This window comes from Solwaraspora sp. WMMB335, from assembly GCF_049179075.1.
Lineage (GTDB): Bacteria > Actinomycetota > Actinomycetes > Mycobacteriales > Micromonosporaceae > Micromonospora_E.
Genome location: NZ_JBMHMF010000001.1, coordinates 586,087 through 607,387, shown reverse-complemented (window position 1 = coordinate 607,387; position 21,301 = coordinate 586,087). Strand labels below are relative to the sequence as shown.

The following is a 21,301-nucleotide window of genomic DNA, read 5'->3' as shown; positions in this document are numbered from 1 at the left end:
TTATGATAATGGAAGTCGTTGTAATCAAGGGGGTGGGCCCAGTGAGTCGATCGCCCGGTGACGCCAGCCGCTCCACCCGCCAGCGCAACGAGATCATCACCCTGCTCGACGCGACCGGCGGATTCCGTAGCGCCCAGCAGCTGTACACGATGCTGCGCGCCAAGGGCTCGACCGTCGGCTTGACGACCGTCTACCGGACCTTGCAGGTGTTCGCCAGCACCGGACAACTGGACGTGATGCACGGCACCGGTGGCGAGCAACTGTACCGTCGGTGCAGCCAGACCGAGCACCATCACCTGATCTGCCGGCTGTGTGCCCGCACGGTCGAGGTGACGGGGCCGCCGGCGCGGGAGTGGATCAACCAGCTCGGTGCCGAGCACGGCTTCACCGACATCAACTGCATGCTCGAACTCTTCGGTGTGTGCGCCGAGTGCGTCCAGGCGAACGATGGCTGAACCGACGCCCACGGCGGCGGCGGACCGCTTCCGGGAGCTGATGCGTGCCTACCCGACCGGTGTGGTCGCGATAACGGCGACCACTGACCGAGGCTCGCACGCCTTGCTGGTGGGCTCCTTCTTTTCCGTCTCACTTCAGCCGGTCAAGGTCGGGTTCTGCGTGGGATGCCGATCCACGACGTGGCCGGACATCCGCCGAGCCGCCCGGTTCGGGATCGACATCCTCGCCGCCGACCAGGAACATCTTGGCGCGGCGCTCGCCGCGCCAAGCCCGGATCGGTTGGCCGGCGTGCCGTGGCGGCCGTCGGGTACGGGCGTTCCGGTTCTTTCCGGTGTCCTCGCACACCTGGAGTGCACGCCCGCAGCCGAACACCCGGCCGGCGACCACTCGATCGTCGTCGCGGACGTCCTGTCCATCGACAGTCTGCGTGACCAGCTGCCGCTGGTCTTCTGCCACCGCGGCTTCTACACGGTCGCCGCTACGTCGATCCGCACCGGCCCTGGCGACAGATCCTGCCGGCCGTCCGCCAGCTAACGGCGGAGCAACCCGCTGGACCGACGCACGACGAGTTCGGGCTGGAAGACGACGTGCCGGTGACGGTGCGCCGCACCGGACTCCGCCTCCTCCAACAGCAGCTGCGCCGCCGCCCGGCCCAACTCGCCGCGGGGCTGACGTACCGACGACAGCGGGACGGCCGCCGCCCCCGCGAACTCGATGTCGTCGTAGCCGACGATCGCCACGTCGTCGGGAACGCGCAGCCCTCGCTCGGTCAGCTGTTGCAGGACGCCGAGCGCGATCAGGTCGTTGGCGCAGAGCACAGCGGTGGGTCGCTGCCCGACGGGCAGGGCCAACACGTCGTCGGCGGCGCGTCGGCCGGCGGCCACCGTCAGGCTCGTCGTCGTGGCGACCCGCAGGTCACCGGTGCCGTGTTCGGCCATCGCCGCCGCGGCACCGGCGTGCCGGTCGGCTACCTGGGGGATGGAGAACGGGCCGCCTGCGTAGGCGATCCGGTGGTGCCCCTGCTCCAGCAGGTGCGTCATGGCGAGCCGACCGCCCTGCACATCATCCACCGACACGGAGCAGCGGCCCGCCTGTCCGGTACCACGGTCGACGAGCACGACGGGAATGCCCCGGTTGTGCAGACGGTCGAGATCGGACTGATGGTCGTACGCGACGGGGGTGATGAGCACGCCGCGTACCCGCTGTTCCTCCAGCAGTTCGAGGTGCCGTCGTTCCCGGGCGCCGTCCTCGCCGCTGTTGCAGACGACGAGCACCGCTCCGGCATCCTCGATGACCTGCTCCGCGCCGTGGACGACATCGGTGAAGAACGGGTTGGTGACGTCGAGCACGACGATCGCGACCGTGCGGCTCTGGCCCGCGCGTAGCTGTCTGGCCGAGTCGTTGCGTACGTAGCCGAGCTCGGCGATGGCGTCGAGGACTCGCTTGCGGGTGGCGGGGGCGACGGCGTTCGGGCGGTTGAGGACGTTGCTCACGGTACCGAGGGACACGCCAGCGTGCTGCGCCACCTCCCTGATACTTGCCGCTGTCATGGCTACCTCAACGGTCCGGACATGTTGTGACGCCGCAGAAGCGTCGACCGAGGTGACGATCACGGCCAGTGTATAGCCGTCAGCGGCCCGACGTTCGTCCCGGTACGCCCGAAGCGTTCGCACTACTGAGTGAAACGTACCAAGAACGATCGGGCTGGGCGCCGGCTGCCTGCGATGCTGGTCGCTCGATGAAACAAAAGCCAGCCGAAGGGCTGACTGCCTGCGATGCTGGTCGCTCGATGAAACAAAAGCCAGCCGAAGGGCTGAAACGGTTCGTGCATAACAAGTTGGTAACCGGCCGGAAACCCTTGACCTCGCCGTTGAGTTCGCCCTAGAGTCGTCCGCACCATGAAACGTTTCATGAAGTGGCGCCGATAGGCCCATTCGTTTGCTACTACGACCCCGGGGAGACCCTGTGCTTCCGGTGCTGGCGTTGCGGAATGTGGACAAGTCGTTCGGCCCGGTGGTCGCGTTGAGTGACGCGCGGCTGGAGCTTTTCGCCGGCGAGGCGCACGCGCTGGTCGGTGAGAACGGTGCCGGGAAGTCCACCCTGGTGAAGATCCTCGCGGGCGTACATACGGCGGATGCTGGCGAGTTCCTGCTCGACGGGAAATCGGTCACCTTCGGCGGCCCGGCCGCTGCCCGGGCAGCGGGTATCGCCGTCATCTACCAGGAGCCGACCCTGTTTCCCGACCTGTCGGTCACGGAGAACATCTTCATGGGCCGGCAGTTGTTGAAGCGCCTGCGCCGGATCGACTCCGCGGCCATGCGCGAGCGCGTCGACGAGCTGTTCGCGCGCCTTGGCGTGCGGATCGATCCGGACCGCCCGGCCCGTGGTCTGTCCATCGCGGACCAGCAGTTGGTCGAGATCGCCAAGGCGCTCTCCTTCGACGCCAGGGTTCTGGTGATGGACGAGCCGACCGCCGCCCTGTCCGGTGTCGAGGTCGACCGGCTCTTCGCCGTGGTACGCACGTTGCGCGACAGCGGCGTCGCGATCCTGTTCATCTCGCACCGGTTCGACGAGGTGTTCGCACTCTGCCAGCGGGTGACGGTGATGCGTGACGGTCGATGGATCACGACCGGGGAGATCGGTGAGCTGACCGTCGACGGCGTGGTACGTGCCATGGTCGGCCGGGAGGTCGCCACGCTCTTCCCCAAGGTGCACACCGAGCCGGGCGACGTACGCCTCGAGGTCGACGGGCTGACCCGGCAGGGCTATTTCGGCGATGTCTCCTTCACCGTGCGAAGCGGTGAGATCGTCGCACTCGCCGGGCTGGTCGGTGCCGGGCGCAGCGAGGTGGCCCGCGCGATCTTCGGTATCGACCGGTACGACGCCGGGCGGGTGCGGATCGACGGACAGCGGCTGGCGCCGGGTAACCCGTCGGCGGCCATCGCCGCCGGCCTCGCGCTCGTGCCGGAGGACCGCCGCCAGCAGGGCCTGGTGATGGAACTGTCGATCGAGCGTAACGCCACCTTGCCGCGACGCTGGGCACTGAGCCGCCTCGGGCTGCTGCTCGGGGGCAGCGAGCGACGCGCGGCGGCCCGGTGGGCGAAGCGGCTGCAGGTGAAGGCCGCCCGTAACACCGACCCGGTGTCGACCCTGTCGGGTGGCAACCAACAGAAGGTCGTGCTGGCCAAGTGGCTGTCCACCGAGCCGCGGGTGCTGATCGTCGACGAGCCCACCCGCGGCATCGACATCGGTACGAAGGCCGAGGTGCACCGCCTGCTGTCCCAACTCGCGTCCGAGGGCGTGGCGGTGCTGATGATCTCGAGTGAACTGCCCGAGGTGCTCGGCATGGCCGACCGGGTGCTGGTGATGCACGACGGACGACTGGTCGCCGACATCGCCCGGGGCAGGGCCGACGAGGAGAGCGTCATGTTCGCCGCGACCGGGCAACGAAAGGCCGCCGGATGACCAGCGCAGACGTACGCCCACCGGTCACAGCGGGCACGCGACAGCAGGCGGCGCAGACGTCCGGCGCCCAGTTGGCGCATCGGCTGTTCATGGTACGGGAGCTGGGCATCCTGCTCGCGCTCGTGCTCCTGGTCGGGCTGACCTTCGGGGTCAACCACCGGTTCCTCTCCGCGCAGAACATCAAGGACCTGCTGCTCAGCTCGACGGTCCTGGCGATCCTCGCCGTCGGTCAGGCGATCGTGATCATCACCCGCAACGTCGATCTGTCGGTCGGTTCCGTCCTCGGACTGTCCGCGTTCGCCACCGGCGTGTTGTTCGTCGACAACCCGGCCGTACCGATCCCGCTGGCGATGCTCGCCGGGGTCGCGCTCGGGGCGCTGTGCGGCGTGGTCAACGGCGGCCTGATCGCGGCGGCGCGGGTGCCCGCCCTGGTGGTCACCCTCGGCACACTGTACGTGTTCCGTGGCCTCGATTACACCTGGGCCTCCGGGCGTCAGATCAATGCCGCCGACATGCCGCGCGCCTTCCTGCGGATGGGCAACGCCACCGTCGCCGGCGTTCCGGTCCTGGCGCTGTTCGCGGTCGCGGTACTTCTCGGCGCAGGCTACCTGCTGCGCAACTACCGCAGCGGCCGCGAGCTCTACGCGATCGGCTCCGATCCCGACGCCGCCCGGTTGTCGGGGATCGCGGTCGGCCGTCGGGTCTTCGCCGCCTTCGTGATCAGCGGGGCGCTCGCCGGACTCGCCGGGGTACTGTACGCGGCCCGCTTCGGCACCCTCGACGCCAACGCCGGCCTCGGTATCGAACTCAACGTGGTCGCCGCCGTTGTCGTCGGCGGCGTCGCGATCTTCGGCGGCAGCGGCTCGGTCTACGGCGCCGCCCTCGGCGCGGTGCTGCTGACCACCATCGGCAGCGCCCTACCGGTGCTCGGGGTGACCCCGTTCTGGCAGCGCGCCGCCGTGGGCGCGCTGATCCTGGCCGCCATCGGGCTCGACCGGGCGCTCGCCGTCCGCATGGCCCGTCGTCTGCGAGGAGGCAGGACCCGTGGCAACTGACACCCTCGCCGATCCGGCGCCGAGCACGACGAGGGAAACGCCGGCCTGGCGTCGACTGCTCGGTTCCTGGGACGCCGTTCTCATCCTCGGGCTGCTGATCGTGGTGCTCGCGGCCAGCGCCACCATCGAGGGCGCCGGCAGCCCCCGCTTCTACCGCTTCATGGCGCTGGAGGCGATCCCGATCGCCCTGATCGCGCTGCCGATGACCCTTGTCATCATCACCGGTGAGATCGACCTGTCAGTGGCCAGCACGGTCGGCCTCACCTGTGCGGTGCTCGGCCAGCTGTGGCATCTCGGCGTCACGTCGCTACCGGTACTGGTCGCGCTGAGCCTGCTGCTCGGTGCCCTCCTCGGCGCGGTGAACGGCCTGTTCGTCACGGGCTTCGGACTTCCCTCGCTGGCCGTCACCATCGGCACCCTCGCGTTCTACCGTGGCCTGGCCTACGTGGTCCTCGGCGACCGGGCAGTCGCCGACTACCCGCCGGCCTGGACCCGCAACGCCATCGCCCCGATCCCGGGCACGGTCGTTCCCTGGTTCGTGCTGGTTCTCGCGGCACTCGCCGTCGTGTTCGGCGTGGTGCTGTACGCGACCCCGGTCGGCCGGGCGCTCTACGCGATCGGCAACAACAGCGAGGCGTCCGCCTTCGCCGGCATCCCGGTGGCGCGGACGAAGTTCTGGCTGTTCGTCGCCACCGGAGCCATGGCGGCCGTGGCCGGCGTCTTCTGGACGTTCCGGTTCGCCAGCGCGCGGGCCGACAACGCCACCGGCCTGGAACTGGCGGTGGTGGCCGCCGTCCTGCTCGGCGGAGTGTCGATCTTCGGCGGCCGTGGCGGACTCGTCGGCGTGATCGCGGCGGTGGCCCTGCTCGGAGTGCTCCGCAACGCGCTGCAGCTGGCCAACGTGCCGGCGAACGCGCTGACCATCGTCACCGGCACGCTGCTCGTCCTGTCCGTCGTCGGACCGAACCTCGTGCGGATGACGCGCGAGCGCCTGCGTCGACGTCGGCCCACCCCTATTGTCGAAAGGAATCCGTCATGAGCGTCGGACGTACCCGGTTCATCGCGACCGCTGTCCTGGCGGCCGCCGCCCTCACCCTGAGTGCCTGTGCAGAGGATACCGGCACCGGCACGGAGGGTGACACCGCCAGCAACCCCTCCGGCACCATCCAGGAGGGCCTCACGATCACCTTCCTGCCCAAGCAGGTCAACAACCCCTACTTCGACACGTCCGACAACCAGGGCGGTCGGTCCGCGGTCGAGGAGTTCAACGGCGAGTACGCCCAGACCGGGCCGTCCGAGGCGAGCCCGTCCGCGCAGGTGTCGTACATCAACACGCTGTCCCAGCAGGGCACCGACGTCATCATCATCGCGGCGAACGACCAGGACGCGGTGTGCGGGTCGCTGACCGAGGCCAGGGCGGCCGGGGCCAAGGTCGTCACGTACGACTCGGACACCAAGCCGGAGTGCCGGGACGCCTTCGTCAACCAGGCGACCGCCGAGGGCATCGCGCAGACTCAGATCAGGCTGATCTCCGAGGCCATCGGCCCCGAGGGCGGCGAGATCGCCATCCTGTCCGCGACCGCGAACGCGACCAACCAGAACGCCTGGATCGAGCTGATGGAGGCCGAGCTGACCAAGCCGGAGTACAGCTCGCTCACGCTGGTCGCCACTGTCTACGGCGACGACCAGGACGAGAAGTCGTTCCAGGAGGCACAGGGCCTGTTGTCGCGATACCCGGACCTCAAGGGGATCATCTCGCCGACCACGGTAGGGGTGGCCGCCGCGGCGCGGTACCTGTCAGGGTCGTCCTACAAGGGCAACGTGCAGCTGACCGGACTCGGCACGCCGAACCAGATGCGCGAGTTCGTCAAGGACGGCACGGTCACGTCCTTCGCGCTGTGGAACCCGGCCGATCTCGGCTACCTCGCGGCGTACACCGGTGCGGCTCTCGCCTCGGGAATCATCACCGGCGCCGAGGGGGAGACCTTCACCGCCGGAAAGCTCGGTGAGTACACGGTCGGTGCCAACGGTGAGATCCTGCTGGGCGACCCGTTCGTGTTCGACGCCTCGAACATCGACCAGTTCGACTTCTGAACCGCGCCACACGTCTCGACCCCGGTCGGCAGCGACGGCCGGGGAAGGCGACGACGGAGATCGACCTGACTACAGCGAGGCGTAGAAATCGAGGTGCAGGGCCGCCGCCGTGGCCCACGAGTGCCGGCGCGCCAGCGCCGTGCCTCGGCCGCGGCGGGTCGGGTCGGGCTCCTTGACAGCGCGCAGCAACGCTGCGGCGAGCGAAGCCGGATCCGTACCGTAGCCGACCGCGGATCCGAAGACCTCCCGGAGCACCGGCAGGTCGCGCACGACGACCGGGACCCCGGCGGCCAGGGCTTCCATGGCCGCGAGCCCGAAGCCCTCCTTGACGGAGGGAAAGGCGAACGCGGTCGCCCCGGCGACCAGGCCGGGCAGCTCGTCGTGCGCGACCGCGCCGAGAACCACGGCCTCGATACCGAGATCGCCGGCGCGGGCCTCCCACGCCGCGCGGTAGGCACGGTAGTCGAAGAGCGTCTCCCCACCGGCGATGACCAGTCGCAGCTCCGGCAGGTCCCGGCGCAGCAGCGCATAGGTATCGAGCAGGTCAAGCGCACCCTTGCGGGGCTCGATGCCGCCGACAGCCAGGAGATAGGAGCCGTGCCGGGTGTCCGGCGCGGCGGCGGCGAACCGGGCCGCGTCCACCCCGCTCGGGATCACGGTCGGCGTCAGACCCCAGCCCGCCCGCACCTCGGCCGCCACGGCGGCCGAGACGCAGATGTGCGCGTACGGGCGGACGATCGCCCGCTCGTGACAGGCCGCCAGCTCAGGGGTGGTGAACTGGTCGAGGTGGTGGATCGTGCGCACGCACCGGTCGACGGCGTTCGCGCTGATGCAGTCCTGGGCGTGCACCACGTCGTACGCCTGCGGGGTGAAGGCCGCCCGCAGGACCGCGATCGAGCGCAGGATGCGCGGCCCGACCCCCTCGTCCGGCACGTCGGCAAACGGCACGACCGCCAGCCGCACCCGTGGGTCGACCGGTCGGAAGAATCCCGCGTCGCCACCACGGCCCAGCGTCCACACCGTCACGTCCTGTCCCCGCTGCGCCAACGCCTCCGCCAGGGCGAGCGTGTGCACGACTCCGCCGCGCGGCCGGGTCGAATAGCTCAGCAGCGCGATCCGCATCACGTCGCCGTCCGGTAGGTCGCCGGTCGCAGCTCGCGCAGGTGGTTCAGCACCCGCCGGGCCGTCGCGATCTCCCGTGCCACGTCCAGCTCGGCCACCGCGAGCCCGGCCTTGGCCCAGGTACGGGCCAGCACGTTGCCGGCCGGGCCGACCACCTTGGCCTGGCCGAGGAAGCGCATCCCACCGGCCGCCCCGGTCTGGTTGGCGGAGACCACCACGACCTGGTTCTCCGCGGCCCGGGCGCAGTCGTAGAGGTCGAACAACCGGGACTGGCGGTCCTGGGACAGTTTCGGCGCGGCGTTGGTGATGCTCGCCGGCCACGCGGACAGGCAGGCGACGATCTGCGCGCCGTCCAACGCGAGGGTGCGCGCCGACTCGGGAAAGGTCTTGTCGTAGTCGATCAGCATCCCGAGCCGCCCGACCGGGGTGTCGAACGCCGCGAACGTGTCCCCGGCCCGGTAGGCGACTCCCTCGGCGGCGGGCAGGTGCACCTTGCGGTGCCGGCCGAGCACGCCCGAGCCGGTCAGACAGACGGCGGCGTTGTACCGGTCGTCGCCGTCGGCCTCGCAGAACCCGACGCAGACCACCATGTCCCGGGCCATCGCGCCGATGCGCTCGAAGACCGGATCGTCCGGCTTGAGCGCCGGTGGGAACGCGGCCGGGTCGGGGTGGCGCAGGTCGGCCAGGTATCCGCCGATCGCCGCGTCGGGCAGCACCAGCAGCTGGGCCCCCGCGGCGCGGGCATCGTCGATGAGCTTGCCGATCCGCCCGAGGTCGTGGTCGAGGTTCCGGCCGAAGTGGGCCGCGGCGGCGGCGATCCGGGCCATCACCTCACACCATCGACGCCGCGTGCGCGCGGTAGGTGTCGGGGCGGCGGTCGCGTAGGTGGGCCATGGACCGGCGAGCCGCCGACAACGCCGAATCGACGTCCACCTCGGCCACCGCCACCCCGGCGGCGGTGCCGGTCGTGGCCAGCACGTCGCCGCCCGGGTCGACGACCTTCGCGCTGCACACGAAGCGCAGCGACCCGAACCGGCCAGACTGGTTCGCCGACACCCACACCACCTGGTTCTCCAACGCGCGGGCCCGGTCGAACAGGTCGAACCGACGGGTCCACCGGTCCTCGGCCAGGTCGGCCGGGGCGTCCGTGCGACTGCCCGGCCACGCCGACACCACCACGATGATCTCGGCGCCGTCGAGCGCGAGTGCTCGGGCCGACTCCGGGAACGCCTTGTCGTAGCAGATCAGCAGCCCGATCCGGCCGACCGGCGTGTCGAACGCGGCGAACGAGTCGCCGGAGTCGTAGCTGGCGTTCTCCCGCAGCGGCTGGTGCACCTTACGGTGGTTGCCGAGGACCCGGCCGTCGTGCACGCAGACCACGCTGTTGAACCGCTTGTCCCCGTCGGCCTCGCAGTAGCCGGCGCACACGACCATGTCCCCGGCCAGCGCGGCGAGTCGGGCGATCTCCGGCCCGTTGACGCGCAGCGCCGGCGGTTCGTCCGCGCCTCCGTCCAGGTGCGCGAGGTAGCCGCCGAGACAGGCCTCCGGCAGAGCCAGCAGCTGTACGCCGTCCGTCCGTGCCGTCGCGACCAGTTTCTCGATCTTCGCGAAGTCCCCTTCGAGATCGCGATCGAACGCCTCCGCCACCGCGCCCATCCTGACCCTCATGCTCAGCCTGCCTTTTCGTGTGTCGGCGCGGCCCGCGCCGCGTCCGGGGTGCTCCGGGGCCACCTGCGCTGCGTCATGCCGCCGTGCCCAATCCCGTGACACCCGCGTCGATGGCGCCGGTGAGTTCACCGTCGGGCCAGCGTAGGTGGACCCCCTGACCGGCGACGAGGTCACCGCAGGCGGCGGTGACCGCCGGTCCGGCCTCGGTGCTGGCCAGGTCGCCCGCGGTGATCATGGCGAAGCCCGGGAAGCAGGTCAGCCAGTCCCCGACGGTCGCGGTCGTCGGCCGTGGCACGTTCGCCACGTCGAGCACCGCCGCGCACCCACTGGCCTCGGCGAGCATCCCGAGCGTGCCGGCGATGCCGGCCATGGACACGTCCTTGGCGGCGGCGGGCCGCGCGCAGGCGACGAACGACAGCATGCCGCGCAGCTCGCACGGCGTGCGGTGGCTGGTGGAGTCCCACTGGCGGCCGTGATAGCCGGGACGCCAGCGACCACCGAGGTCCGCCGTGAGCCGCACCCGCAGGCCCGGCCGCCCGCCGCCGCCCGGGACCGGCCGGGCCGTGCGTCCGAGCGCCGTCGCGGACAGGGCCGCGGGCACGCCGAGCTGGGTGTGCCCGCCGAGCACCGGCACGCCGTAGGCGTGCGCGGCCCGGCGCAACCCGCCGAGCACGCGCGCGGCCAGGGCCGCGTTGCGGGCGCCGACGGCGTTCAGCAGGCCGACGGGTGTCGCGCCCATCGCGGCCAGGTCGTTGACGTTGACCAGTACGGCGCACCAGCCGGCCCAGTCCGGGTCGCGTTCCACCATGGACGGCAGGATGGCGTCGCACGCGGCGATCAGATCCGAGCCGGGCACCGGGGCGCCGTCGTCGCCGATGAAGCCCGGGCCGCCCGGTGCCAGCTCGTGCAGCAGGTCACCGAGGTGTTCCTTGCTAGCGGCGGCCACCGCCGCGAGCCGCCCGATCGGCCAGCGCATCAGCGTGTGCGCTCGCCGGGCCACGGTGACCGGCCGTACGCTGTGCCAGCCGAGCCGGCGGAACAGCCGTTCGTGCCGGGTCTGCACGGTCGCGTCGAACCGCAGCGCGCCGGCGTTCTCGGCGTAGGCACAGGCCGCGCGTACCAGCGCCGGTCCGACGGCCCCAGCCCCCCGGACCGCCGGGTCGACGACCAGCCGGCCGCCCGCCCACCAGCCGATGTCCGGGCCGTCGCGGGCCGGGCCGACCCGCACACCGCCGAGCAGTTCGCCGCGGGCGGACCGGGCGACCAGCACGACCGTACGCGGATCGTCGTCCCGGTCGTCGAGGTCGCAACCGTGGAACAGGCCCTGCTCGTCGACGAAGACCTGCTTGCGCAGCCGGTGGTAGCCGGCCAGGTCGTCGGCTTCCTCGACGATCAGGTGCGGTCCGAGCAGGGTCGGCACGAGGTCCGTCATGCGCCCGCCGCCCGCAGCACGCCGCACGCCCCGCAGGCCGCGCAACCCGCCTTCTGGTCGACGCCGAGCATCCCCGCGGCGTTGAGTAGCGCGGCGACCCGCACGGTGACGTCGCGGACCAGCGCCGGCGCCGGCCCCGGCACCCCGTCGCGGCGGGCGAGCGTGCCGGCCATCGGCCGGAACGGCACCACGAAGGGATAGACCCCGCGTTCGATCAGGCCGGCCGCGCCGGCGACGAGTTCGTCGGGATCCTCGCCGAGCCCGATCAGGAGGTAGGTGGACACCTGGTTGCGGCCGAACACGCGCACGGCACGGTCCCAAACGGCCTCGTACTCGACCATCGGTACGGTGCCCTTGCCCGGCATCCACCGGCGGCGCACCTCGTCGTCGAGCGACTCGACATGGATACCGATCGATACTGCGCCCGCCGCACGCAGCTCGTCGATGGCCGACAGGTCGCCAGGCGGCTCGATCTGCACCTGGACGGGCAGGTCCGGCACGGCTTCGAGGACCGCCCGCACGGCCCGGACCAGACCGCGGGCGCCGCGATCCGGGCCGGTGGTGGTGCCCGTGGTCATGACCATCTGTTTCACGCCGTCGAGCCGTACCGCGGCTGCGGCCACCTCGGCCAGTTGCGCCGGTGTCTTGGCCGCGATCGTGGAGCCCGTGCGCAGCGACTCCTCGATCGTGCAGAACCGGCAGCGCTGCTCCTCGGCGTACCGGACGCAGGTCTGCACCACCGTTGTGGCCAGCACATCCTTGCCGTGCAGCCGGGCGATCTGCTCGTAACGCACCCCGTCGCTCGTGACGAGATCGTAGAACCTGGGGCGGCGGACGACCTCGATCGACAGGCCGGTGTCGACCTCGCCGAGCCAGAGCCGCTCACCGCGTACCTGATACGGGCTCTCGGGGTTGATCGGCAGGGCGGCGTTGGCACCGTCGATGACCAGGTGCCCGTCGTCGCTGGGCCCGGCGCCGGGCGGGCGCCGCAGCGGCGCCTCGACCCGCACTCCCCGCACGGCTATGTCAGTCCGGATGCCAACGCTCACCGCCGCCACCTCAGAACATGTACGTCGAGTTGATGATCGCGCCCTTGCGCGCGTAGTGGATCAGCGCGTCCTGCACGTCCAGCGGATGCGTCGGGATGACACCCTCGATCAGGTCCTCCTCGCGGGCGCCGTGCAGGGACAGCCCGAACCGGCAGCAGTACACCTTGCCGCCCTCGGCCATGAACGTCTTCAGCGAGTTGTTGATGTTGTGCTCGCCGGGGAACGCCGACGCGCCGGTGGTCGGGAAGCCCCGGGTGGCCAGGCAGTTCAGCGAGCCGGGGCCGTAGAAGTAGATCGCCGACTCGAAACCCTTGCGCAGGGCCCGGGTGGCCTGCAGGATGGCGACGAAGCTGACCGAGGACTCGTGCGCGATGCCGTGTACGAGGGTGAAGTAGCTCTCTCCCTCCTCGGCCTTGTAGTCCGGGAAGACCTTGGTGCCGCCGTAGATGCTCGATCCCTCCGCCAACGCGGGGTGCGGGATCTCGTTGAGGCTCTTCTGTTCGAGTTCGGTCAGGTCCGGCATGGTCGCTTTCTCCTTCAGGCGTAGAGCTTGTCGAACGTGGTATGGAAAACGGCCCGGGACAGTTCGTCGCCACCGACGGCGGCGTTCAACCGGGCCAACTCGCCGGCGTGGTCACCCCACGGCTCGTCGCTGGCGAACAGCACCCGGTCGTGACCGAGACCGCGGCGGTCGATCTCGGCCACCAGCCAGCGCGGGGCGAACCCGATGGCCCAGGAGAGATCGGTGTAGACCTGCTTGCCTGCCGCCACCCAGTCGAAGAACCGGGCACCGATCAGCTTGATGTGCCCGCTCATTCCACCGCCGAAGTGCACGAGGTGCACCTTGACGTCGTCGGCGTACCGGTCGACCAGCTGGCCGACCTGGTCGATGTCGGAGGCGGCGCCGGGCGAGGTGTGCACGTGGACGACCAGGTCGTTGGCCCGGGCCGTGGCGAAGATCGGCTCCAGGCCCGCGTCGTCCACGCTCCCGCCGAGCAGGAAACTCAGCTTGAGTGCCCGCACGCCGTCTCGCCGGCCAGCCGGAGCGCGGCCGCGGTGCGTTCCCGGTCGCGTTCCTGCGCCGAGACCCACAGCCCGCACCGGATCCGGTCGTCGCGCTGGGCCGCCTCGACCACGAGCGGGTTGAAGCCGAACGCGACGTCCGCGTCCGGCACGCCGTAGTTCGGCAGGACCAGGGCACGTGAGGTTCCCTCGGCGTCCAGGTCGGCGATCAACTCGTCGATGGTGGCCCGGGCGGTGGTGTCCGGGCGGACCGGCGGCCCACCGTAGAACGGGTATGCCGGCAGCACGCCGAGGTGCCGGTGCGCGTCGTGCACACTCTTTCTCATGCGGCGGTCCGCGAGGTGCACCAGTCGAGCTCCGGGTACGTCTCGGTCGGCGTGCCGGCCAGCCAGCCGACGCCTTCGGCGATCCGCGCGCGGCGCGTTGCGGTGATCCGCTCGACGAGGTGGCCGGCGTCGCGGGCCACGCCCGCGAACCGGCCCGAGCCCCAGGTGTACTGCCAGGGCAGTCCGATGAAGTAGAGGCCGGGGCAGCCGGTGACGCCGCGGTCGTGAGTCGGGTAGCCGCGCCCGTCGAAGACCGGCACCTCGATCCAGCGGTGGTCGCGGTGAAAGCCGGTGCTCCAGACGACCGCCGTGATGCCCTCGGCGGCCAGGTCGATCGTCGTCGCACCGTCGTCGGTGGGTTGCCACACCGGCGTGTAGCGGTCCTCGACCGGCGCCTCGATGCCCGTCGTGGCGAGGTAGCGGTCGATCGCGTCCTTGATGCCCTCGGCCACCGCGTCGGCGTTGTCCAGATTGGTTTTCAGATCGTCGCCGAAGGTCACCACTGAGCCGTTCACACCGGTCAGCCGCCCGTGTAGGCGCATGCCCTCGGTCGCGAAGGCCCGCAGGTCGATGTCGCGGCCACCGTCGCGGCCGGTCATGTAGTGGTTGGCCCGCAGCCGCACCTGGTCCGCGTCGGCGAACTCGTCGACGCCCTTGGCGTAGTGGCCCATCTCGTCGAGCCAGGCCAGCGTGTCACGGCCCCGGTAGCGCCGGGCGGCGCGCGGCGCGCCGCCCACCGCGAGATGCACGCGACGTCCGGCCAGGTGCAGATCCTCGGCGATCTGACAACCGGACTGGCCGGAACCCACCACCAGCACGGCGCCCGCCGGCAGGCGCTCCGGGTTGCGGTACCGCGACGAATGCAGCTGCGTGACGTCACCGGGCAGCCGCTCGGCGATCCGGGGCACGGCCGGGTCGTGGTAGGGCCCGGTCGCGACCACCACCTGGTCCGCGGTGCAGGTCCCGGCCGTGGTGACCAGTTCGAAGACCCCGCTCGGGGTACGTCGCAGCCGGGTGACCGCGGTGCCCTCGACCAGGGGTGGGTCGAAGCTGGCGGCGTACTGCTCCAGGTAGTCGACGACGTCCGCGCCGACCATGAACCCGTCCGGATCGTCGCCCGGATACCCGAAGCCGGGCAACTGGCACTGCCAGTTCGGAGTGACCAGGCAGAACGAGTCCCACCGGCGGTCGCGCCACTCGTAGCCCACCCGGTGGCGTTCGATGACCACGTGGTCGACGCCGTGCTGCCGCAGGTGCCAGCTCATCGACAGGCCCGCCTGCCCGCCGCCGACCACGGCGACCGCCCGGTGTGTCCGGTCGAGACTCACGCCTCGACCCGGTCACTGGCGATCGTCGGGGCGTCATGGCGGCGGTGCACCGATACGGACCGTTGCGGCATGGCGATACCTCATCCGACCAGGGGAATCACGCTGTTCGTGGGAGTCAGTGAAGGCAGCACCGATGTCGACGAGGTTTCATCCGGAACAAGCTGGCGTTAGAAAGCCCGCACAACAGCCGGGCGCGTCCAGGGTGTTTCGGGCGTGATGCGACTGTGCGCCATCGCGGCGAACTGGGCCTGGCGCGGCTTGGGCCTGGTGCGGCTACCCGGGCAGCTGATCCTCGATCGCGGCGACCACCGCGTCGTCATGCGGATCGACGCCGGGCCGGAACCGGCCGATGACCGCTCCGTCTGCGGCGACGAGAAACTTCTCGAAGTTCCACTGGACGTCGCCGGCCTGCCCGTCGGCGGACGCGACCGCGGTCAGTTCGGCGTACAGCGGGTGCCGTCGCGGGCCGTTCACCTCGATCTTTTCGAACATCGGAAACGTCACGCCGTACGTCGTCGAGCAGAACCGCCCGATCTCCTCGGCGCTGCCCGGCTCCTGGCCGCCGAACTGGTTACAGGGGAAGCCGACGACCGAGAAGCCGCGATCGGCGTACCTGTCGTGCAGCCGCTGCAACCCGGCGTACTGAGGGGTCAGGCCACACCTCGACGCCACGTTGACCACGAGCAGGACCTTGCCGGCGAAGTCGGCCAACGAGGCGGGCTGCCCGGCAAGAGTACGTAGCGGGATGCCGTGTACACCCATCGATGTGCACCTTCCGCTGTCCGGGTTCGTCGAGGAGCCGTCGCTCGCGGTGGTCAGCTTCGCACGTACCGGCGCTCCGCCGTGCACCGGGGCCGGATCCAGTCGGGTCAGCGCCGCGCTGAGCAGCGCGGTGATCCCGGTGGACAGCGTCCCGGACAGCTGCGGGGCGAATCGGGGCGAGTGGTTGCCGGGCACCTCCTGCCACCGCCCGTCGCCGTCCGGCCGACCGCCGCCGCTGGCGCGAGCCGCGGCCCACTGGCGCGGCCCCACCGACCCGAGCATCCAGTAGGCGGTGGCGACGCCCGCCACGGCGAACTGTGCGAAGTCCTCGGTCGCCAACGACGGTGGCCATCCGGCGACCCGCGCGTGGCCGAACACCGCCTCATGGCTCGCCCGGATGGCTGCGGTGAGCCCGGCGTCGATGGTCGTCACCGGCGACTCGGCGATGACCCGCACCTGTGCTGGCTCGGCGCATCCGGCCGCCGCGCATTCGGCGTGCACCACGCGTCGCAGCGCGGCGACGAGCCGGTCCAGCAACGCCGGCCGCAGCGCGCGTACCGTGACCTCGAGCCGGGCCTCGTCCGGTACCAGGTTGCTGCGGTGTCCGGCCCGGATCGATCCGGTGGTGACCACCGCCGGCTCACCGGGCACGGCCTCCCGCGTCACGATGGACCGGGCGCGCAGGACGACGCCGGCCGCGATGGGAATCGGGTCGACGCACAGGTGCGGGGCGGCCACATGCCCGCCCCGGCCGTGGATGACCACCTCGACGGTCCGGCTGCCGGCGAGCATGACGCCGGTTCCGTGCGCGACCATCCCCGCCGGCAGCGGTGCGGTGTGCTGCGCCAGCGCCGCATCGGGCCGCCCGAACCGCTTGAAGAGCCCGTCGTCGAGCATCGCTCGGGCACCGTCGAGCGTCTCCTCCGCCGGCTGGCCGACCACCAGAAGAGTTCCCCGCCAGCGGTCCCGGGCGCCGGCCAGCAGCCGGGCGGCGCCGGCCAGCGCGGCGAGGTGCATGTCATGACCGCAGGCATGGGCCACCGGCACCGGCCGGCCGTCCGGGTCGGTGCCGGTCACCGTGCTGGCGTACGGCAGTCCGGTGCGTTCGGCCACCGGGAGGGCGTCGAGTTCGGCCCGCAGCATGACCGTCGGTCCGGGCCCGTTCTCCAACACCCCGACCACCCCGTGTCCGCCGACCTCCCGGGTCACCCGCAGACGGTCGTGCGCCAGCCAGGACGCCAACCGTCCCGCGGTACGCCGTTCCGCACCGGAAAGCTCGGGATGCGCGTGCAGGTCGAGGTAGAGCGCCGCGGCCTCGGTGGTGACCGGCCGGTGGCGGTGGCCGGCGAGGATCGCGGTCGTGTGTCGCACGGCCGACGTGTGCCGGCTCATCGGGGCGGGCCCGGCGGGTGTGGTCGCGCGCCCGGGGCGCTGACAGCTGCCGTGAGCGGATTGACAGCGCGACGACAGCCGCGCCGTGAGCGCGATCCGCTGGGATGGTGGTAGTCCCGCCCGTGCAGCCGGTTCCCGCCGGCACCCGCCAAGGAGGATCCGTGGTCAACGACATCGACCAGCCGCAGCCGAACGACCTCGCCTCGCTCGCCGAGGAGTTGCTCGAACTCGAGTCGGAGACGTTCTCCGTCTCGGACTACGCGGACGCGTCCGAGGCGATCCTCGCCTCCTGCTCGTCCTCCGGAACGACCAGCACCTGCAGCAGCACCACCTCGACGACGAGCTGCAGCGCCTGACCGGTCCGGCCGCCCGGGACGGTCGTGCCGGCGACCGCCGGCCGGCCGGACCGGTGCCGGGCAGTCGCACGGCCGGTGCGGTCCCGGCCGCAACCCGGTCACGGGAACGGGTGCGGCACGCGACGGATCTCGGTCTCAGCCAGATCCGTCGACCGCCAGCCGGCCCGGCGGTACGCGGTACGCAGCCGGGGCATTCGCAGCGCCCGCTGCCGGCGCCAGCCGAAGTCGATCGGCAGCAGGCCCGGCACGACGGTGCAGACGCAGGTCAAACCCATCCTTGTCAGCTCGGCGGTGGTCTGGTCGACCACGATCACGTCGAAGCCGGCACAGGTCAGCTGCTGCTGGCAGTGCCGCAGATCCGCCAACAGGTCGGTGCCGTCGTCGTGTGCGCCGTCGGGGTAGAGATCCCCGATCCCGGCCCGCTCGCGTGGTGCGAGATACCCGGCGGCGTGCTCGCGCATCCGGGGCAGACCGAACAGTCCGGAATGATCGGCGAGCTGGCGGACCAGGTCGTAGTCCCCTGCCATCGCCTCGAGTTCGCCCTGTCGACGACGGACCTGCCGAGGCATGTGTGGGATGTAGGTCAGCACCTCGGCGAGTGCGGCCTCGACCGCCTGCTCCGGGTCGAGACTGGCGCCGGCGGCGAAGGAGAGGGCACCCGGGCCGTCGTCCAGCCTCGCCGCCACCGCGGTCACCACCGGAATTTCGAGATCGATCCGGTTGTCGTAGGCACGCACGGCGTAGCCGTGCAACCTGGCCCGGTCGACCATCGCCCGGACCCGTCGGCTGCGGCACGAGGCGAGGTCGATCTCGGGTAACCGCGCACCGCCGTACCAACCGAGCAGGAACGCGTCTCGTTCGACGAGTTCGAGCAACCCGTGCAGCACCGCCTCCTCCGGGCAGCCGCCGATGGCGCAGCCGCTGGAAGTGGCGAAGACGAAACCGTCGTCCGGGGTACCGCTGCTGTAGTGGCACAGCCGGCGTGGCACCAGGATCGGCCGGTCGTCACGCAGCGAGTAGCCCCACACCCACGGCATCGGCCGCTCCGGCGAGTAGGCCGTGGCCAGCGGGTCGCTCTGGTACGTCCGCGTCGGGTACAACCCGACGTCGACCGGGTCCAGCGCGTCCTGCGCGAGACTGCGGTACGAGCCGACCACCAACGGATCCGTCCGGCGCCGGTGGGTGCCGGCGTACCGTTCCAGCCCTTCCAACAAGGACAGGCTGCGGCTGGTCCGGAACGAGTTGGCCTGTCCGCTCCAGGAGACGTCGACCAGCCCGGCATAGCCCCGTACGAAGCAGCTACCGGTGACCGGAGCCGTGGTCGGCGAGGTCAGGTTGGCCACGGTCACCGCGCCGAGCATCCCGCAGACCGGATTGACCAGTGCCTCGGTCGGCAACGCGAGGTCGGCCAGGTCGACCGTCCGGTAGGTGTGCCGGTCGGGCTTGCTCCGGTGCGACCACACCGGTCGCGCCCGCTCGGCCCGACCGTCCTGGCCGGCCCGACCGTCCTGGCCGGCCCCGGCCGGCCAGCGTCGTCCGCAGCTCGGGCACATCGGGTCGGCGAGCAGTGGATAGCTCGTCACCCGCAGGCTGGTGAGATCCAGCTGTGACACCTGGCGCAGGGTGCGGTCGGCCGTCACCGGCCGGATCTGGACCGCCAGGTAGAGCGCCCACACCGCGTCCAACAGATGGCTGGTGAGAACCGGCCAACCGGCCGCGCCCCGGCTGCCCGGACCGGTCTCCAGCGCGTCGCGTTCGGACCGGGTCCGTAGCCGTTGCCAGCGTCGCCCGAGGCAGTGTCCGCAGCCGGTTGCCTCGGTGCCACCCCCCCACGGGCCGATGAGGACCGCGCGGGCGCTCAGGTGAACGTTCGTGTCCCGGCGGGCCGGCTCGGGTCGGCCCAGCAGATCGGTGGCGCCGAGGGTGGCCACCACCGGACGGCCGGGCAGGGCCGCGCCGCCCGACGCGGCCCGGTACCGGTCGTACCGGTCGGCCAGCCACCTGGCCAGCTCCTGCCGGGCGGGCGCGAACGGGCCGTCCTGCTCGGCTCCGGCCGGTGCGGAGCCGCCGGTCACGAGGGTCACGTCTGGTTGCTCCACCGGAATGTCCGCGCACCGATGGCGCCGAACAGGACGGTGTAGCCGACGAGCGCCGCGCACGCTACGCCGTACTCGGTCATGTCGCCACGTCCGGCGATGGCGACCGCGATGCCGTCGTTGACGTAACGCAGCGGAAGGGCCTGCGAGATGCCCTGCAACCAGCCGGGCATCATGTCGAGCGGGAAGAACGAACCCGAGATGAACGCCATCGGCACGATGATGCAGTTGGCGACGGCGGCCACCGCCTCCGGGGTGTTGGTCCGCGAGCCCACGATCAGCCCGAGGGCGAGAAACGCGGTGACCCCGAGAATCAGGACCGGCAACGCCAGCGGCCACCGGTCGGACAGGTGGAGACCGAAGACCGGCAGCAGCGCCACGCCGATGAACAGCACCGCCTGGAGCACCCCGACGACCTGTGCCACGACGTACCGGGAGGCGATCACCGACCACAGCGGAGCCGGGGTCATCCGGATGAGCCGGAGGATGTCGTCGTTGCGCCACTGCATCAAGGTGAACGAGATGGTGAACAGGGCGGCGTTGGCGACACCCCAGGACAGCACACCCGGCGCGATGTAGTCGATGTAGTTCCAACCGGTGTCGTCGACCTCCCGACCCTGGAAGATCAGGCCGAAGACGAGCAGGAACACGAGCGGGAAGGCGAACGTGAAGAAGACCGTGGTCGCGTCCCTCACCGATGCCTTGTAGGCCGCCCTGGTCAGTGCCGCGTACGCGTTCATCCCACCGCCTCCGGTCCGGTCAGCTCGAGGTAGATGTCCTCCAACGTGACCATCCGCGTCTGCACGCCGTCGAGGCTGGCGATCGCGCCGAGTGCGGCGAGGACCCGGCCCGGGGTGCGGGTCTCGATGACGATGCTGCCGGCTTCGACGACGGCTCTGGCCGCCCCGTCGAGGTCTCGGGCCTGGTCGATACTGACCAGGTCGGCCGGGACGGACACCCGGGTGGGCAGGTCGGATCCGCCGATCAGGTCGCGGGGACTGCCCAGCGCCCGGACCGCTCCGTCGACCAGGATCGCCACCCGGTCACACAGCGCCTCGGCCTCGTCGAGATGATGCGTGGTGTAGATGATGGTCTTTCCCGAGGCCTTGAGCTCGCGCAGCACCTGCCACAGGTCGCGGCGGGCCTTCGGATCGAGGGAGGCGGTCGGCTCGTCGAGGAACAGCACCTCCGGGTCGTGCACGAGTGCCGAGGCGATCGCCAACCGCTGCCGTTGTCCACCGGAGATGGCATTCACCCGGGTGTCGCCAGCAGCGGCCAGACCGACCAGGTCGAGGGTGCGACCGGCCGCCGCCGGTGCCACGCCGTAGAGCGCGGCGACCGTTTCCAGATGCTCCCGGGCGGTCAGCCGGACGAAGAAGGCGGAGGTCTGGGTCTGCACTCCGACGCGGGGCAACAGCGCGGCGTTGCGTGGCGACGGGGCGAGGCCCAGCACCGAGACCGTGCCCGAGGTCGGTTCACGCAGCCCTTCGATGATCTCGATGAGCGTCGTCTTGCCGGCCCCGTTCGGGCCGATCAGACCGAAGAACTCGCCACGCTGGATCGTCAGCGACACACCGGCGACAGCGTCGAGGTCGCCGTATCTCTTGCGAACGTCGTTCAACTCGATCGCCGGGCCGGGGTCCGTGCCCGGCTGCTCGACGGCTTCCATCGGTATCT

General features: G+C 71.0%; 21 protein-coding genes and 1 pseudogene. 7 read left to right on the top strand and 15 right to left on the bottom strand.

Going from position 1 to position 21,301, the window contains the following annotated elements; genetic code table 11:
- Positions 1 to 41 precede the first annotated feature (41 nt).
- Both ACN27F_RS02600 and ACN27F_RS02595 read left to right on the top strand, forming a co-directional pair.
- The gene (locus ACN27F_RS02600) at positions 42 to 455 is read left to right on the top strand and encodes a Fur family transcriptional regulator (protein WP_421430945.1); all 414 of its coding nucleotides are present in this window, start codon (positions 42 to 44) and stop codon (positions 453 to 455) included.
- Entirely contained in the window at positions 448 to 990 is a 543-nt protein-coding gene (locus ACN27F_RS02595) for a flavin reductase family protein (RefSeq protein WP_421430944.1), read from the top strand. The genes ACN27F_RS02600 and ACN27F_RS02595 overlap by 8 nt, the downstream gene beginning before the upstream one ends.
- Here ACN27F_RS02595 and ACN27F_RS02590 read toward each other — a convergent pair.
- A complete protein-coding gene (locus tag ACN27F_RS02590) occupies positions 987 to 2,006 on the bottom strand; it encodes a LacI family DNA-binding transcriptional regulator (protein ID WP_421430943.1) in 1,020 nt (339 codons plus the stop codon). The two genes, ACN27F_RS02595 and ACN27F_RS02590, sit on opposite strands and share 4 nt — an antisense overlap.
- A 415-nt stretch (positions 2,007 to 2,421) precedes the next feature.
- Here ACN27F_RS02590 and ACN27F_RS02585 point away from each other — a divergent pair, with 415 nt between their 5' ends.
- The 4 genes from ACN27F_RS02585 to rhaS are packed head-to-tail and all read left to right on the top strand — an operon-like array spanning position 2,422 to position 7,070.
- The gene (locus ACN27F_RS02585) at positions 2,422 to 3,921 is read left to right on the top strand and encodes a sugar ABC transporter ATP-binding protein (RefSeq protein ID WP_421430942.1); all 1,500 of its coding nucleotides are present in this window, start codon (positions 2,422 to 2,424) and stop codon (positions 3,919 to 3,921) included.
- A complete protein-coding gene (locus tag ACN27F_RS02580) occupies positions 3,918 to 4,976 on the top strand; it encodes an ABC transporter permease (protein ID WP_421430941.1) in 1,059 nt (352 codons plus the stop codon). The genes ACN27F_RS02585 and ACN27F_RS02580 overlap by 4 nt, the downstream gene beginning before the upstream one ends.
- Positions 4,966 to 6,015, top strand: a complete 1,050-nt coding sequence (locus ACN27F_RS02575; RefSeq protein ID WP_421430940.1) for an ABC transporter permease — start codon at positions 4,966 to 4,968, stop codon at positions 6,013 to 6,015. Before ACN27F_RS02580 ends, ACN27F_RS02575 begins: the two co-directional genes overlap by 11 nt.
- A complete protein-coding gene (rhaS, locus tag ACN27F_RS02570) occupies positions 6,012 to 7,070 on the top strand; it encodes a rhamnose ABC transporter substrate-binding protein (RefSeq protein ID WP_421430939.1) in 1,059 nt (352 codons plus the stop codon). Before ACN27F_RS02575 ends, rhaS begins: the two co-directional genes overlap by 4 nt.
- Positions 7,071 to 7,139: 69 nt before the next feature.
- Here the strand turns inward: rhaS and ACN27F_RS02565 are convergent, their stop codons facing one another.
- The 11 genes and pseudogenes from ACN27F_RS02565 to ACN27F_RS02515 all read right to left on the bottom strand — a co-directional run.
- Positions 7,140 to 8,192 (bottom strand): MSMEG_0565 family glycosyltransferase, encoded by a 1,053-nt coding sequence (locus ACN27F_RS02565; protein WP_421430938.1) that lies wholly within the window; start codon positions 8,190 to 8,192, stop codon positions 7,140 to 7,142.
- Complete coding sequence (locus tag ACN27F_RS02560) at positions 8,192 to 9,019, bottom strand: carbon-nitrogen hydrolase family protein (RefSeq protein WP_421430937.1); 828 nt, start codon at positions 9,017 to 9,019, stop codon at positions 8,192 to 8,194. Before ACN27F_RS02560 ends, ACN27F_RS02565 begins: the two co-directional genes overlap by 1 nt.
- Positions 9,020 to 9,023: 4 nt before the next feature.
- Positions 9,024 to 9,860 (bottom strand): carbon-nitrogen hydrolase family protein, encoded by an 837-nt coding sequence (locus ACN27F_RS02555; RefSeq protein WP_421430936.1) that lies wholly within the window; start codon positions 9,858 to 9,860, stop codon positions 9,024 to 9,026.
- Between the two features lie 73 nt (positions 9,861 to 9,933).
- Positions 9,934 to 11,292 carry an MSMEG_0567/sll0787 family protein gene (locus ACN27F_RS02550; RefSeq protein ID WP_421430935.1) on the bottom strand — a complete coding sequence of 453 codons (1,359 nt, stop codon included), beginning with the start codon at positions 11,290 to 11,292 and terminating at the stop codon, positions 9,934 to 9,936.
- Positions 11,289 to 12,341 (bottom strand): MSMEG_0568 family radical SAM protein, encoded by a 1,053-nt coding sequence (locus tag ACN27F_RS02545; protein WP_421430934.1) that lies wholly within the window; start codon positions 12,339 to 12,341, stop codon positions 11,289 to 11,291. The genes ACN27F_RS02550 and ACN27F_RS02545 overlap by 4 nt, the downstream gene beginning before the upstream one ends.
- 10 nt (positions 12,342 to 12,351) lie before the next feature.
- The gene (locus tag ACN27F_RS02540) at positions 12,352 to 12,864 is read right to left on the bottom strand and encodes an MSMEG_0572/Sll0783 family nitrogen starvation response protein (RefSeq protein WP_421430933.1); all 513 of its coding nucleotides are present in this window, start codon (positions 12,862 to 12,864) and stop codon (positions 12,352 to 12,354) included.
- 14 nt (positions 12,865 to 12,878) lie between these two features.
- Positions 12,879 to 13,364, bottom strand: coding sequence for an amidohydrolase family protein (locus ACN27F_RS02535; RefSeq protein ID WP_421430932.1), 486 nt, complete (start codon positions 13,362 to 13,364; stop codon positions 12,879 to 12,881).
- Positions 13,346 to 13,690 (bottom strand): hypothetical protein, encoded by a 345-nt coding sequence (locus ACN27F_RS02530; RefSeq protein ID WP_421430931.1) that lies wholly within the window; start codon positions 13,688 to 13,690, stop codon positions 13,346 to 13,348. Before ACN27F_RS02530 ends, ACN27F_RS02535 begins: the two co-directional genes overlap by 19 nt.
- Positions 13,687 to 15,018, bottom strand: a complete 1,332-nt coding sequence (locus ACN27F_RS02525; RefSeq protein ID WP_421430930.1) for an MSMEG_0569 family flavin-dependent oxidoreductase — start codon at positions 15,016 to 15,018, stop codon at positions 13,687 to 13,689. The genes ACN27F_RS02530 and ACN27F_RS02525 overlap by 4 nt, the downstream gene beginning before the upstream one ends.
- A gap of 273 nt (positions 15,019 to 15,291) precedes the next feature.
- Positions 15,292 to 15,780 carry a glutathione peroxidase gene (locus ACN27F_RS02520; RefSeq protein WP_421439921.1) on the bottom strand — a complete coding sequence of 163 codons (489 nt, stop codon included), beginning with the start codon at positions 15,778 to 15,780 and terminating at the stop codon, positions 15,292 to 15,294.
- 111 nt (positions 15,781 to 15,891) lie between these two features.
- Positions 15,892 to 17,172, bottom strand: a pseudogene (locus ACN27F_RS02515) (amidohydrolase); the annotation flags it as partial.
- A 161-nt stretch (positions 17,173 to 17,333) separates the two neighbouring features.
- Here ACN27F_RS02515 and ACN27F_RS02510 point away from each other — a divergent pair.
- Positions 17,334 to 17,528 carry a thiazolylpeptide-type bacteriocin gene (locus tag ACN27F_RS02510; protein ID WP_421430929.1) on the top strand — a complete coding sequence of 65 codons (195 nt, stop codon included), beginning with the start codon at positions 17,334 to 17,336 and terminating at the stop codon, positions 17,526 to 17,528.
- 98 nt (positions 17,529 to 17,626) lie between these two features.
- Here ACN27F_RS02510 and ACN27F_RS02505 read toward each other — a convergent pair whose 3' ends face one another.
- From ACN27F_RS02505 to ACN27F_RS02495, 3 genes are read right to left on the bottom strand one after another with little or no spacing between them, the layout of a single operon-like run.
- The gene (locus ACN27F_RS02505) at positions 17,627 to 19,603 is read right to left on the bottom strand and encodes a TOMM precursor leader peptide-binding protein (RefSeq protein ID WP_421439919.1); all 1,977 of its coding nucleotides are present in this window, start codon (positions 19,601 to 19,603) and stop codon (positions 17,627 to 17,629) included.
- 5 nt (positions 19,604 to 19,608) lie between these two features.
- Positions 19,609 to 20,364, bottom strand: coding sequence for an ABC transporter permease (locus tag ACN27F_RS02500; RefSeq protein WP_421430928.1), 756 nt, complete (start codon positions 20,362 to 20,364; stop codon positions 19,609 to 19,611).
- Positions 20,361 to 21,293: an ABC transporter ATP-binding protein gene (locus tag ACN27F_RS02495; RefSeq protein WP_421430927.1), complete on the bottom strand. Its 933-nt coding sequence runs from the start codon at positions 21,291 to 21,293 to the stop codon at positions 20,361 to 20,363. Before ACN27F_RS02495 ends, ACN27F_RS02500 begins: the two co-directional genes overlap by 4 nt.
- Positions 21,294 to 21,301 lie beyond the last annotated feature (8 nt).

Excerpts from the sequence above, each read along its gene's own strand:
- ACN27F_RS02595 (WP_421430944.1), top strand. The coding sequence starts at position 448 with ATGGCTGAACCGACGCCCACGGCGGCGGCGGACCGCTTCCGGGAGCTG.
- ACN27F_RS02590 (WP_421430943.1), bottom strand. The coding sequence starts at position 2,006 with ATGACAGCGGCAAGTATCAGGGAGGTGGCGCAGCACGCTGGCGTGTCC.
- ACN27F_RS02580 (WP_421430941.1), top strand. The coding sequence starts at position 3,918 with ATGACCAGCGCAGACGTACGCCCACCGGTCACAGCGGGCACGCGACAG.
- rhaS (WP_421430939.1), top strand. The coding sequence starts at position 6,012 with ATGAGCGTCGGACGTACCCGGTTCATCGCGACCGCTGTCCTGGCGGCC.
- ACN27F_RS02565 (WP_421430938.1), bottom strand. The coding sequence starts at position 8,192 with ATGCGGATCGCGCTGCTGAGCTATTCGACCCGGCCGCGCGGCGGAGTC.
- ACN27F_RS02560 (WP_421430937.1), bottom strand. The coding sequence starts at position 9,019 with ATGGCCCGGATCGCCGCCGCCGCGGCCCACTTCGGCCGGAACCTCGAC.
- ACN27F_RS02555 (WP_421430936.1), bottom strand. The coding sequence starts at position 9,860 with ATGAGGGTCAGGATGGGCGCGGTGGCGGAGGCGTTCGATCGCGATCTC.
- ACN27F_RS02550 (WP_421430935.1), bottom strand. The coding sequence starts at position 11,292 with ATGACGGACCTCGTGCCGACCCTGCTCGGACCGCACCTGATCGTCGAG.
- ACN27F_RS02540 (WP_421430933.1), bottom strand. The coding sequence starts at position 12,864 with ATGCCGGACCTGACCGAACTCGAACAGAAGAGCCTCAACGAGATCCCG.
- ACN27F_RS02530 (WP_421430931.1), bottom strand. The coding sequence starts at position 13,690 with ATGAGAAAGAGTGTGCACGACGCGCACCGGCACCTCGGCGTGCTGCCG.
- ACN27F_RS02520 (WP_421439921.1), bottom strand. The coding sequence starts at position 15,780 with ATGGGTGTACACGGCATCCCGCTACGTACTCTTGCCGGGCAGCCCGCC.
- ACN27F_RS02500 (WP_421430928.1), bottom strand. The coding sequence starts at position 20,364 with ATGAACGCGTACGCGGCACTGACCAGGGCGGCCTACAAGGCATCGGTG.
- ACN27F_RS02495 (WP_421430927.1), bottom strand. The coding sequence starts at position 21,293 with ATGGAAGCCGTCGAGCAGCCGGGCACGGACCCCGGCCCGGCGATCGAG.